This is a genomic window from Escherichia sp. E4742 (genome assembly GCF_005843885.1).
Classification (GTDB): domain Bacteria; phylum Pseudomonadota; class Gammaproteobacteria; order Enterobacterales; family Enterobacteriaceae; genus Escherichia.
On the sequence record NZ_CP040443.1, the window covers coordinates 3,188,906 to 3,201,703 of the forward strand.

The 12,798-nt window shown below is 49.8% G+C and carries 8 protein-coding genes, 3 tRNA genes and 3 rRNA genes; 10 read left to right on the forward strand and 4 right to left on the reverse strand.

Features of this window, described 5'->3' with window-relative positions:
- Window positions 1-316: 316 nt before the first annotated feature.
- The 7 genes from FEM44_RS15490 (at window position 317) to dkgB (ending at window position 6,514) form a co-directional block, all read left to right on the forward strand.
- Window positions 317-1,858: ribosomal RNA gene (locus FEM44_RS15490) — 16S ribosomal RNA — on the forward strand.
- Window positions 1,859-1,926: 68 nt separating this feature from the next.
- Window positions 1,927-2,003: transfer RNA gene (locus FEM44_RS15495), tRNA-Ile, on the forward strand.
- 42 nt (window positions 2,004-2,045) lie between these two features.
- Window positions 2,046-2,121, forward strand: a tRNA-Ala gene (locus FEM44_RS15500).
- Window positions 2,122-2,304: 183 nt separating this feature from the next.
- A 23S ribosomal RNA gene (locus tag FEM44_RS15505) occupies window positions 2,305-5,206 on the forward strand.
- A gap of 95 nt (window positions 5,207-5,301) precedes the next feature.
- Window positions 5,302-5,417 (forward strand): 5S ribosomal RNA (gene rrf / locus FEM44_RS15510).
- The 16S, 23S and 5S rRNA genes sit together here with 3 tRNA genes alongside, the layout of an rRNA operon.
- 54 nt (window positions 5,418-5,471) lie before the next feature.
- Window positions 5,472-5,548: transfer RNA gene (locus FEM44_RS15515), tRNA-Asp, on the forward strand.
- Window positions 5,549-5,710: 162 nt separating this feature from the next.
- Window positions 5,711-6,514 (forward strand): 2,5-didehydrogluconate reductase DkgB, encoded by an 804-nt coding sequence (gene dkgB, locus FEM44_RS15520; protein WP_135523281.1) that lies wholly within the window; start codon window positions 5,711-5,713, stop codon window positions 6,512-6,514.
- Here dkgB and yafC read toward each other — a convergent pair.
- Entirely contained in the window at window positions 6,511-7,425 is a 915-nt protein-coding gene (gene yafC, locus FEM44_RS15525) for a DNA-binding transcriptional regulator YafC (protein ID WP_135523280.1), read from the reverse strand. The genes dkgB and yafC overlap by 4 nt on opposite strands.
- A gap of 240 nt (window positions 7,426-7,665) precedes the next feature.
- On the opposite strand from yafC, the gene FEM44_RS15530 reads away from it, so the two are divergent.
- Together FEM44_RS15530 and FEM44_RS15535 are read left to right on the forward strand one after the other, a co-directional pair.
- A complete protein-coding gene (locus tag FEM44_RS15530) occupies window positions 7,666-8,466 on the forward strand; it encodes an endonuclease/exonuclease/phosphatase family protein (RefSeq protein ID WP_135523279.1) in 801 nt (266 codons plus the stop codon).
- A gap of 76 nt (window positions 8,467-8,542) precedes the next feature.
- Window positions 8,543-9,313 carry a class I SAM-dependent methyltransferase gene (locus FEM44_RS15535; RefSeq protein WP_135523278.1) on the forward strand — a complete coding sequence of 257 codons (771 nt, stop codon included), beginning with the start codon at window positions 8,543-8,545 and terminating at the stop codon, window positions 9,311-9,313.
- Between the two features lie 47 nt (window positions 9,314-9,360).
- Here the strand turns inward: FEM44_RS15535 and mltD are convergent, their stop codons facing one another.
- Complete coding sequence (mltD, locus tag FEM44_RS15540) at window positions 9,361-10,719, reverse strand: murein transglycosylase D (protein ID WP_032320646.1); 1,359 nt, start codon at window positions 10,717-10,719, stop codon at window positions 9,361-9,363.
- Window positions 10,720-10,790: 71 nt separating this feature from the next.
- Window positions 10,791-11,546, reverse strand: coding sequence for a hydroxyacylglutathione hydrolase (gloB, locus tag FEM44_RS15545; RefSeq protein WP_135523277.1), 756 nt, complete (start codon window positions 11,544-11,546; stop codon window positions 10,791-10,793).
- Window positions 11,547-11,579: 33 nt separating this feature from the next.
- Between gloB and FEM44_RS15550 the strand changes: the two genes are divergently transcribed.
- Window positions 11,580-12,302, forward strand: a complete 723-nt coding sequence (locus FEM44_RS15550) for a class I SAM-dependent methyltransferase (RefSeq protein ID WP_135409494.1) — start codon at window positions 11,580-11,582, stop codon at window positions 12,300-12,302.
- On the opposite strand, the gene rnhA is transcribed toward FEM44_RS15550, so the two are convergent.
- Window positions 12,299-12,766 (reverse strand): ribonuclease HI, encoded by a 468-nt coding sequence (rnhA, locus tag FEM44_RS15555; RefSeq protein WP_000917883.1) that lies wholly within the window; start codon window positions 12,764-12,766, stop codon window positions 12,299-12,301. The two genes, FEM44_RS15550 and rnhA, sit on opposite strands and share 4 nt — an antisense overlap.
- Window positions 12,767-12,798: the final 32 nt, after the last annotated feature.

Here is a 12,798-nt window from a genome sequence, read left to right on the forward strand (position 1 = left end):
TCCTGAGCCGACTCCCTATAATGCGCCTCCATCGACACGGCGGATGTGAATCACTTCACACAAACAGCCGGTTCGGTTGAAGAGAAAAATCCTGAAATTCAGGGTTGACTCTGAAAGAGGAAAGCGTAATATACGCCACCTCGCGACAGTGAGCTGAAAGCCGCGTCGCAACTGCTCTTTAACAATTTATCAGACAATCTGTGTGGGCACTCGAAGATACGGATTCTTAACGTCGCAAGACGATAAATGAATACCAAGTCTCAAGAGTGAACACGTAATTCATTACGAAGTTTAATTCTTTGAGCATCAAACTTTTAAATTGAAGAGTTTGATCATGGCTCAGATTGAACGCTGGCGGCAGGCCTAACACATGCAAGTCGAACGGTAACAGGAATCAGCTTGCTGATTCGCTGACGAGTGGCGGACGGGTGAGTAATGTCTGGGAAACTGCCCGATGGAGGGGGATAACTACTGGAAACGGTAGCTAATACCGCATAACGTCGCAAGACCAAAGAGGGGGACCTTCGGGCCTCTTGCCATCGGATGTGCCCAGATGGGATTAGCTAGTAGGTGGGGTAACGGCTCACCTAGGCGACGATCCCTAGCTGGTCTGAGAGGATGACCAGCCACACTGGAACTGAGACACGGTCCAGACTCCTACGGGAGGCAGCAGTGGGGAATATTGCACAATGGGCGCAAGCCTGATGCAGCCATGCCGCGTGTATGAAGAAGGCCTTCGGGTTGTAAAGTACTTTCAGCGGGGAGGAAGGGAGTAAAGTTAATACCTTTGCTCATTGACGTTACCCGCAGAAGAAGCACCGGCTAACTCCGTGCCAGCAGCCGCGGTAATACGGAGGGTGCAAGCGTTAATCGGAATTACTGGGCGTAAAGCGCACGCAGGCGGTTTGTTAAGTCGGATGTGAAATCCCCGGGCTCAACCTGGGAACTGCATCTGATACTGGCAAGCTTGAGTCTCGTAGAGGGGGGTAGAATTCCAGGTGTAGCGGTGAAATGCGTAGAGATCTGGAGGAATACCGGTGGCGAAGGCGGCCCCCTGGACGAAGACTGACGCTCAGGTGCGAAAGCGTGGGGAGCAAACAGGATTAGATACCCTGGTAGTCCACGCCGTAAACGATGTCGACTTGGAGGTTGTGCCCTTGAGGCGTGGCTTCCGGAGCTAACGCGTTAAGTCGACCGCCTGGGGAGTACGGCCGCAAGGTTAAAACTCAAATGAATTGACGGGGGCCCGCACAAGCGGTGGAGCATGTGGTTTAATTCGATGCAACGCGAAGAACCTTACCTGGTCTTGACATCCACAGAACTTTCCAGAGATGGATTGGTGCCTTCGGGAACTGTGAGACAGGTGCTGCATGGCTGTCGTCAGCTCGTGTTGTGAAATGTTGGGTTAAGTCCCGCAACGAGCGCAACCCTTATCCTTTGTTGCCAGCGGTCCGGCCGGGAACTCAAAGGAGACTGCCAGTGATAAACTGGAGGAAGGTGGGGATGACGTCAAGTCATCATGGCCCTTACGACCAGGGCTACACACGTGCTACAATGGCGCATACAAAGAGAAGCGACCTCGCGAGAGCAAGCGGACCTCATAAAGTGCGTCGTAGTCCGGATTGGAGTCTGCAACTCGACTCCATGAAGTCGGAATCGCTAGTAATCGTGGATCAGAATGCCACGGTGAATACGTTCCCGGGCCTTGTACACACCGCCCGTCACACCATGGGAGTGGGTTGCAAAAGAAGTAGGTAGCTTAACCTTCGGGAGGGCGCTTACCACTTTGTGATTCATGACTGGGGTGAAGTCGTAACAAGGTAACCGTAGGGGAACCTGCGGTTGGATCACCTCCTTACCTTAAAGAAGCGTTCTTTGAAGTGCTCACACAGATTGTCTGATGAAAATGAGCAGTAAAACCTCTACAGGCTTGTAGCTCAGGTGGTTAGAGCGCACCCCTGATAAGGGTGAGGTCGGTGGTTCAAGTCCACTCAGGCCTACCAAATTTGCACCGCAAATTTGAGGAGGTTTTAACTACATGTTATGGGGCTATAGCTCAGCTGGGAGAGCGCCTGCTTTGCACGCAGGAGGTCTGCGGTTCGATCCCGCATAGCTCCACCATCTCTGTAGTGATTAAATAAAAAATACTTCAGAGTGTACCTGCAAAGGTTCACTGCGAAGTTTTGCTCTTTAAAAATCTGGATCAAGCTGAAAATTGAAACACTGAACAACGAAAGTTGTTCGTGAGTCTCTCAAATTTTCGCAACACGATGATGAATCGAAAGAAACATCTTCGGGTTGTGAGGTTAAGCGACTAAGCGTACACGGTGGATGCCCTGGCAGTCAGAGGCGATGAAGGACGTGCTAATCTGCGATAAGCGTCGGTAAGGTGATATGAACCGTTATAACCGGCGATTTCCGAATGGGGAAACCCAGTGTGACTCGTCACACTATCATTAACTGAATCCATAGGTTAATGAGGCGAACCGGGGGAACTGAAACATCTAAGTACCCCGAGGAAAAGAAATCAACCGAGATTCCCCCAGTAGCGGCGAGCGAACGGGGAGCAGCCCAGAGCCTGAATCAGTGTGTGTGTTAGTGGAAGCGTCTGGAAAGGCGTGCGATACAGGGTGACAGCCCCGTACACAAAAATGCACATGCTGTGAGCTCGATGAGTAGGGCGGGACACGTGGTATCCTGTCTGAATATGGGGGGACCATCCTCCAAGGCTAAATACTCCTGACTGACCGATAGTGAACCAGTACCGTGAGGGAAAGGCGAAAAGAACCCCGGCGAGGGGAGTGAAAAAGAACCTGAAACCGTGTACGTACAAGCAGTGGGAGCCTCTTTATGGGGTGACTGCGTACCTTTTGTATAATGGGTCAGCGACTTATATTCTGTAGCAAGGTTAACCGAATAGGGGAGCCGAAGGGAAACCGAGTCTTAACTGGGCGTTAAGTTGCAGGGTATAGACCCGAAACCCGGTGATCTAGCCATGGGCAGGTTGAAGGTTGGGTAACACTAACTGGAGGACCGAACCGACTAATGTTGAAAAATTAGCGGATGACTTGTGGCTGGGGGTGAAAGGCCAATCAAACCGGGAGATAGCTGGTTCTCCCCGAAAGCTATTTAGGTAGCGCCTCGTGAATTCATCTCCGGGGGTAGAGCACTGTTTCGGCAAGGGGGTCATCCCGACTTACCAACCCGATGCAAACTGCGAATACCGGAGAATGTTATCACGGGAGACACACGGCGGGTGCTAACGTCCGTCGTGAAGAGGGAAACAACCCAGACCGCCAGCTAAGGTCCCAAAGTCATGGTTAAGTGGGAAACGATGTGGGAAGGCCCAGACAGCCAGGATGTTGGCTTAGAAGCAGCCATCATTTAAAGAAAGCGTAATAGCTCACTGGTCGAGTCGGCCTGCGCGGAAGATGTAACGGGGCTAAACCATGCACCGAAGCTGCGGCAGCGACACTATGTGTTGTTGGGTAGGGGAGCGTTCTGTAAGCCTGTGAAGGTGTACTGTGAGGTATGCTGGAGGTATCAGAAGTGCGAATGCTGACATAAGTAACGATAAAGCGGGTGAAAAGCCCGCTCGCCGGAAGACCAAGGGTTCCTGTCCAACGTTAATCGGGGCAGGGTGAGTCGACCCCTAAGGCGAGGCCGAAAGGCGTAGTCGATGGGAAACAGGTTAATATTCCTGTACTTGGTGTTACTGCGAAGGGGGGACGGAGAAGGCTATGTTGGCCGGGCGACGGTTGTCCCGGTTTAAGCGTGTAGGCTGGTTTTCCAGGCAAATCCGGAAAATCAAGGCTGAGGCGTGATGACGAGGCACTACGGTGCTGAAGCAACAAATGCCCTGCTTCCAGGAAAAGCCTCTAAGCATCAGGTAACATCAAATCGTACCCCAAACCGACACAGGTGGTCAGGTAGAGAATACCAAGGCGCTTGAGAGAACTCGGGTGAAGGAACTAGGCAAAATGGTGCCGTAACTTCGGGAGAAGGCACGCTGATATGTAGGTGAAGCGACTTGCTCGTGGAGCTGAAATCAGTCGAAGATACCAGCTGGCTGCAACTGTTTATTAAAAACACAGCACTGTGCAAACACGAAAGTGGACGTATACGGTGTGACGCCTGCCCGGTGCCGGAAGGTTAATTGATGGGGTCAGCGCAAGCGAAGCTCTTGATCGAAGCCCCGGTAAACGGCGGCCGTAACTATAACGGTCCTAAGGTAGCGAAATTCCTTGTCGGGTAAGTTCCGACCTGCACGAATGGCGTAATGATGGCCAGGCTGTCTCCACCCGAGACTCAGTGAAATTGAACTCGCTGTGAAGATGCAGTGTACCCGCGGCAAGACGGAAAGACCCCGTGAACCTTTACTATAGCTTGACACTGAACATTGAGCCTTGATGTGTAGGATAGGTGGGAGGCTTTGAAGCGTGGACGCCAGTCTGCGTGGAGCCGACCTTGAAATACCACCCTTTAATGTTTGATGTTCTAACGTAGACCCGTGATCCGGGTTGCGGACAGTGTCTGGTGGGTAGTTTGACTGGGGCGGTCTCCTCCTAAAGAGTAACGGAGGAGCACGAAGGTTGGCTAATCCTGGTCGGACATCAGGAGGTTAGTGCAATGGCATAAGCCAGCTTGACTGCGAGCGTGACGGCGCGAGCAGGTGCGAAAGCAGGTCATAGTGATCCGGTGGTTCTGAATGGAAGGGCCATCGCTCAACGGATAAAAGGTACTCCGGGGATAACAGGCTGATACCGCCCAAGAGTTCATATCGACGGCGGTGTTTGGCACCTCGATGTCGGCTCATCACATCCTGGGGCTGAAGTAGGTCCCAAGGGTATGGCTGTTCGCCATTTAAAGTGGTACGCGAGCTGGGTTTAGAACGTCGTGAGACAGTTCGGTCCCTATCTGCCGTGGGCGCTGGAGAACTGAGGGGGGCTGCTCCTAGTACGAGAGGACCGGAGTGGACGCATCACTGGTGTTCGGGTTGTCATGCCAATGGCACTGCCCGGTAGCTAAATGCGGAAGAGATAAGTGCTGAAAGCATCTAAGCACGAAACTTGCCCCGAGATGAGTTCTCCCTGACTCCTTGAGAGTCCTGAAGGAACGTTGAAGACGACGACGTTGATAGGCCGGGTGTGTAAGCGCAGCGATGCGTTGAGCTAACCGGTACTAATGAACCGTGAGGCTTAACCTTACAACGCCGAAGATGTTTTGGCGGAAGAGACATCGATAAGTAAGCTTGATACAGATAACATCAGAACGCAAAAGCGGTCTGATAAACAGAATTTGCCTGGCGGCCTTAGCGCGGTGGTCCCACCTGACCCCATGCCGAACTCAGAAGTGAAACGCCGTAGCGCCGATGGTAGTGTGGGGTCTCCCCATGCGAGAGTAGGGAACTGCCAGGCATCAAATTAAGCAGTAAGCCGGTCATAAAACCGGTGGTTGTAAAAGAATTCGGTGGAGCGGTAGTTCAGTCGGTTAGAATACCTGCCTGTCACGCAGGGGGTCGCGGGTTCGAGTCCCGTCCGTTCCGCCACTTATTAAGAAGCCTCGAGTTAATGCTCGAGGTTTTTTTTCGTCTGTATTTCTATTGTTGCCAAAATCGCAAAAATCCTCTGCATTTTACGCCCTTTTTCCGCAACAGTCTGAAGCCCATAATCACCTTAGTTAACGAAAATAGCATTAAAAGAGGCATATTATGGCTATCCCTGCATTTGGTTTAGGTACTTTCCGTCTCAAAGACGACGTTGTTATTTCATCTGTGAAAACGGCGCTAGAACTTGGTTATCGCGCAATTGATACCGCACAAATCTATGATAACGAAGCTGCAGTAGGTCAGGCGATTGCAGAAAGTGGCGTGCCACGTAATGAACTTTACATCACCACTAAAATCTGGATTGAAAACCTCAGTAAAGACAAATTGATCCCGAGCCTGAAAGAAAGCCTGCAAAAATTGCGTACCGATTATGTTGATCTGACACTGATCCACTGGCCGTCACCAAATGATGCGGTATCAGTCGAAGAGTTTATGCAGGCGCTACTGGATGCGAAAAAGCAAGGGCTGACGCGTGAGATAGGTATTTCCAACTTCACGATCCCATTGATGGAAAAAGCGATTGCTGCTGTTGGCGCTGAAAACATCGCCACTAACCAGATTGAACTCTCTCCTTATCTGCAAAACCGTAAAGTGGTTGATTGGGCCAAACAGCACGGCATTCATATCACTTCCTATATGACGCTGGCTTATGGGAAGGCACTGAAAGATGAGGTTATTGCTCGTATTGCAGCTAAACACAATGCGACCCCGGCACAAGTGATTCTGGCGTGGGCGATGGGGGAAGGTTACTCAGTAATTCCTTCTTCTACTAAACGTGAAAACCTGGAGAGTAATCTTAAGGCACAAAATTTACAGCTTGATGCCGAAGATAAAAAAGCGATCGCCGCACTGGATTGCAACGACCGCCTGGTTAGCCCGGAAGGTCTGGCTCCTGAATGGGATTAAGCCTCTCTGACAGCTCCTCCGGGAGCTGTTTTTACATGCTCGCTAAGGAAATCGATAAAGGCCCGGATGCGCGTACTTACCGCGCGGTCGCTGTAATAGACTGCACTGAATGGCATTTCAACTGGTAACACTTTATCTGCCATTAACTCCACCAATTCTCCGCGAGCGATTTCTCTGTCGATCATGTAGTCGGACAAACACGCAATCCCGTTGCCACTCAGGCAAAGCTGTTTCAGTGTTTCCCCATTATTGGATGACAAACCGTACTTCACCTCATGTAATTGTCCATCACTACAGGCTATCGGCCAGGTATTGAGGGAAGCGGGTTCAGTGAATCCCAGGCAAACATGTTGCTTTAAATCGTCGATCGTTTCTGGCTTCCCGTAGCGGGAAATATAATCAGGGGAGGCGATAATTTTTCGATAACTGTTAAATAACGGCCTGGCACGTAAGCTGGAATCCGTTAACGTACCGGCGCGTATCGCGACATCCACTTTTCTTTCGATCAAATTAATAATCGTTTCGGAGGAGACTAGCGATAAAGTGACTTCCGGATAGCGTTCACGGAAAGGCTTAATCAACGGCATCAGAAAGTGCAGCACCACTGGAGTTGCGGCATCGATCCGTAACAGTCCACGCGGTGTATTACGTGTCTCCATAATTTCTGATTCTGCCGCTGCCATCTCCTGCAAAATTGACTGTACGCGACGAAAATAACGCTCGCCTTCTTCCGTCAGGCTAAGTTGTCGCGTGGTCCGATTAAGCAGGCTAACGCCGAGTTTCATCTCCAGCTTTTTCACCGCCCGACTTACCGCTGAGTTTGCTTGCCCTAATTGTTCCGCTGCCCGGCTAAAGCTGCCGCTTTCGACGACCGAAACAAAAATGGCGAGTTCTTCGGACGTGGCTTTCATTTTTGCTCCTGTTGCAAAATAGAAGAGATATTTTGAATTTATTTGTCATTAAACCATCAGGATGTGTGATATGTCATCCGATTTAATGTTCTCAATAGCGAGCAAAATTCTGTCCGGTGTAAGCACTTGCTTACATAACAATATACAATTGCTCGTTGAAAGAGTGAGCTAAAATCCCTATAACAGTAGAACCCTCCCGAGTGTGGAAGAGTTGACGTATTAGAGGTTTCAAAGTCAAAAGTGCGAAAAAATACCTATGCCATGCGCTATGTTGCCGGACAACCTGCGGAAAGGATCTTACCGCCGGGGTCTTTTGCGAGCATCGGCCAGGCATTACCACCCGGAGAACCGTTAAGTACTGAAGAACGTATTCGAATCCTGGTGTGGAACATTTACAAACAGCAACGCGCTGAATGGTTGTCGGTATTACAGAACTACGGTAAAGATGCACATCTGGTTTTATTACAGGAAGCGCAAACAACGCCAGAGTTAGTGCGGTTTGCGACCGCTAACTATCTTGCTGCCGATCAGGTGCCCGCTTTTGTGTTGCCACAACATCCTTCCGGCGTAATGACCCTTTCGGCGGCGCATCCGGTTTATTGCTGCCCGTTACGCGAACGTGAACCTATTTTACGTCTGGCGAAATCGGCACTGGTGACGGTATATCCATTGCCTGACACCCGCCTGTTGATGGTGGTTAATATACACGCGGTCAACTTCAGTCTGGGCGTAGATGTTTACAGTAAGCAGTTACTTCCGATTGGCGATCAGATAGCCCACCACAGCGGCCCGGTCATAATGGCGGGAGATTTCAATGCCTGGAGCCGTAGAAGAATGAACGCTTTATATCGCTTTGCACGGGAAATGTCGCTGCGCCAGGTGCGTTTTACTGATGATCAGCGCCGCCGGGCGTTTGGTCGCCCGCTCGATTTTGTTTTCTACCGTGGTCTGAATGTCAGCGAAGCTTCCGTACTGGTTACGCGCGCTTCTGACCACAATCCGCTACTCGTTGAATTCAGTCCCGGCAAGCCTGATAAATAAGGTATGTCAGGTCTGCTACAGGGCAGACCAACGTTTGGCGCTGCCTTTTATACTCAAACAACAAAAGGACAGCGCAATGACAATACAATCCCACCATGACCACGTAGAAAAGCAGTTTAGCTCGCAGGCCAGTGAGTATTTAACCAGTACCGTACATGCTTCCGGGCGAGATTTACAGCGCCTGGCGGTGCGTCTGGCTGATTATCCTGATGCAAGTGTACTTGATATGGGCTGCGGAGCAGGGCATGCCAGCTTTGTCGCTGCGCAAAACGTGAGCGCGGTGGTGGCGTATGACTTATCTGCCCAAATGCTGGATGTCGTGGCACAAGCTGCTGAAGCCCGGCACTTGAAAAATATCGCCACCCGCCAGGGATATGCCGAAAGTCTGCCATTTGCCGATAACGCATTTGATATTGTTATCAGCCGTTATTCTGCCCATCACTGGCATGATGTTGGTACAGCACTGCGTGAAGTGAATCGGATATTGAAACCCAGCGGTAGGCTGATTGTGATGGACGTAATGTCTCCGGGTCACCCAGTGCGCGACATCTGGTTACAGACGGTAGAAGCATTACGCGATACCTCTCACGTACGAAACTACGCCAGCGGTGAGTGGTTGACGTTAATCAATGAAGCCAATCTGATAGTTGATAATTTAATTACAGATAAGTTACCGCTGGAATTTTCTTCATGGGTCGCCAGAATGCGTACGCCAGAAGCGTTAGTAGATGCTATTCGCATTTACCAACAGAGCGCATCGACAGAGGTGAAAACGTATTTTGCCTTGCTGAATGATGGCTCTTTCACCAGTGATATCATCATGGTAGAAGCACATAAAGCGGCATAAATAAAAAAGGCACCGGGGGAATCGGTGCCTTTTTATTATCTGGTTTGTCAGGAATCTGGCATGTTGTTGTTTTTCACAAACAACGTCAGCTTATCGCCTGGTTGCAGATTCGCAGTGTCGCTGTTCCAGCGCATCACATCTTTGATGTTCACGCCGTGGCGTTTAGCAATGCTTGAAAGCGAATCGCCTTTGCGCACACGATACGTAATGCTATCGCTGTTGTTTGCCAGTCGCTGTGCGCTACTACCTGCGCCAATCGTCAAACTTTGGCCTGGTTTCAGCTTAGATCCGCGCAGTTTATTCCACTGCTGCAAATCTTTGGTGCTTACGCCGAGACGTGAAGCGATACTTGAAAGCGTGTCGCCAGAACGAACGGTGTAAACACGACTGTTAAGCGGCGTATTGTCGGCAACCAGTGTCGACTGTACAGCAGCAATTTCGCCGGAAGCCAGAGATTCACGCAGTTGATCTGCATGCTTCTTTGGCACCATCACGTACTGCGGGCCACTTGCGCCCAGCGTGGAGCCTTTCACACCAGCGTTGAATGTCTTCAGCTTGCTGACGGAAATTCCCGCCATATCTGCAACCTTCGCCATATCAACCGGGCTACTCAGGTGTACACGCGCCAGAGCACGGCTTTCATCGGTCGTCGGCAGACGTACACCATAACGTTTGCTGTTTTTGAGAATATCGCTCAATGCCAGCATTTTAGGCACGTACTGCTTCGTTTCCTGCGGCAACGGTAACGACCAAAAGTCCGTGGATTTCCCACGTGCTTTGTTCGTTTTAATTGCCTTCATGACCCGACCTTCGCCGCTATTATAAGCCGCTACGGTCAGAAGCCAGTCGCCGTCAAACATCTTGTTCAGACGCTGCATCATGTTCAGCGCGGCAGTTGTTGAAGCAACAACATCGCGACGCGCGTCATAATTGCGGGTCTGTTTCAAACCATAATTGCGCCCCGTGCTCGGAATGATCTGCCAGATGCCTGCGGCATTGGCGCCAGACGTCGCGTGAGGATCAAAAGCGCTCTCCACTATGGGTAGTAGTACCAGTTCCATAGGCATGTTACGTTTTTTAACTTGCCCGGCTATCCAGTACATATACGGCTCTGCCCGTAAAGTTACATCGTGGAGATAGCTCTTATTGCGTAAATATTTCTGTTTCTGTTCGCGAATCCGGTCATTTTCCGGAATTCCCATCTTTAGCTCGTCGCCAATGAAAGCCCACAAGTCACCATCTGGCGCGATAGACGTCCCATCGTCCATCCATCGTGCCTGACTTGTAAACTTTGCTGCTTCCCCTTGACCAGCTGCAGAAAGGCTCTGTGCGTGCTGTTGGACGTTACCGGTACTCTGGCAACCCACGAGCAGGACAGAGGCGAGTAATATCGCTTTTGCCTTCATGTGTGTGTCAATAGTTGCTTAAAAGACGACCGATCATAACGGCGAACGAAGCCGATGACAAGAAAGTTTTATCAGAATCTATCTTTCTTTGACCTTAACCAGGCAAAACGCTCCTCAGGTTGTTGCAATAATGTTTCTTTATTAATTACATTAATTAAATCAATATCTTCTGTTCTTAAAAAAACATTAATTTTCCGCTCATTTTTGAGAATAACGGGGAGTGTAATTTGATTTTTTGCCCGTAACTCAATAACTTTACGATAATAATCATTTATGGACAAATCGTGCGGAAGAATACTCAAGGCAAACTTCATATTTGATAAAGTATATTCATGAGCACAACATACCAGTGTATCGTCAGGTAGAGCACTTAATTTTTTAAGTGATTGATACATTTGAGAAGCTGTACCTTCAAATAATCGCCCGCAGCCACCAGAGAAAAGAGTATCACCGCAAAATAGATAAGGATTACTGAAGTAATAGATATGTCCTAAAGTGTGACCTGGTGTAGCAATTACACTAAATTCATGCCCCAAAACGAAGGCAGTATCACCATCTTTGACTACCTGCGTTGTTCCCTTATCTTGTGTCTCTTGTGGACCGTAGACCACAATTTGCGGAAACTTTTCCACCAGTTCTTTTACGCCGCCAACGTGATCGTGGTGATGGTGGGTGAGAAATATGGCCTCCGGTTGCCAGTTATTGGCGGCAATGGCCTTTACTACCGGCTCCGCTTCTCCAGGATCGACAATCAGGCAACGGCCTGCTTCATCATTCAAAACCCAGATGTAATTGTCATCAAAGGCAGGAATACTGTTAAGATTCATATATTACCTCTCAGTGTGAAACGGAAGGTTGTGATGAAACCGGCAAGGAACCCTCAAACAGTCGTGGCTCCTGATTGCTGGGGCGATTTGCCCTGGGGAGAGCTTTATCGCAAGGCGCTGGAGCGCCAGCTCAACCCATGGTTCACGAAAATGTATGGTTTTCATCTGCTTAAGATTGGCAATTTAAGCGCAGAAATCAATTGCGAAGCGTGCGCGGTTTCTCATCAAGTGAATGTTTCTGCACAAGGAATGCCCGTACAGGTGCAGGCGGATCCACTTCATCTTCCTTTTGCCGATAAATCCGTCGATGTTTGTCTATTGGCGCATACGTTGCCATGGTGCACCGATCCGCATCGCTTGTTGCGTGAAGCCGATCGGGTATTGATTGATGATGGCTGGCTGGTCATTAGTGGCTTCAATCCCATCAGCTTAATGGGATTACGTAAACTTGTGCCAGTCTTGCGAAAAACATCGCCTTATAACAGCCGGATGTTTACCCTGATGCGGCAACTGGACTGGCTCTCTTTGTTGAATTTTGAAGTGCTACACGCCAGCCGTTTCCACGTTCTCCCGTGGAATAAACATGGTGGAAAACTATTGAGCGCGCATATTCCTGCGCTTGGTTGCTTACAACTTATCGTTGCCCGGAAACGGACTATTCCTTTAACGCTAAATCCGATGAAACAAAGTAAAAACAAACCGCGAATTCGCCAGGCAGTCGGTGCCACCCGGCAATGTCGTAAACCACAGGCTTAAACTTCGACTTGATAGCCCGTATCTTCCAGCGTGGGATTCATCGCCGCGGCACGAGCCAGTTCATCGCAACGTTCGTTTTCTGGATGACCGGCATGGCCTTTTACCCATTCCCATTTGATTTGATGCTGCCCCAACGCGGCATCGAGACGTTGCCAGAGATCGACATTTTTTACTGGTTTTTTGTCTGCTGTTTTCCAGCCACGTTTTTTCCAGTTATGGATCCACTGGGTGATCCCCTGGCGGACATACTGGCTGTCGGTACTCAGAATGACTTCACAGTGTTCTTTTAACGCTTCCAGCGCGACAATAGCGGCCATCAACTCCATACGGTTATTGGTGGTGCGGGTGTAGCCAGCGCTAAAGGTTTTTTCGCGTCCACGATAGCGTAAAATAGCACCGTAACCCCCAGGTCCTGGATTACCCAGACACGAACCATCGGTGAAAATTTCTACCTGTTTAAGCATCTCTGGTAGACTTCCTGTAATTGAATCGAACT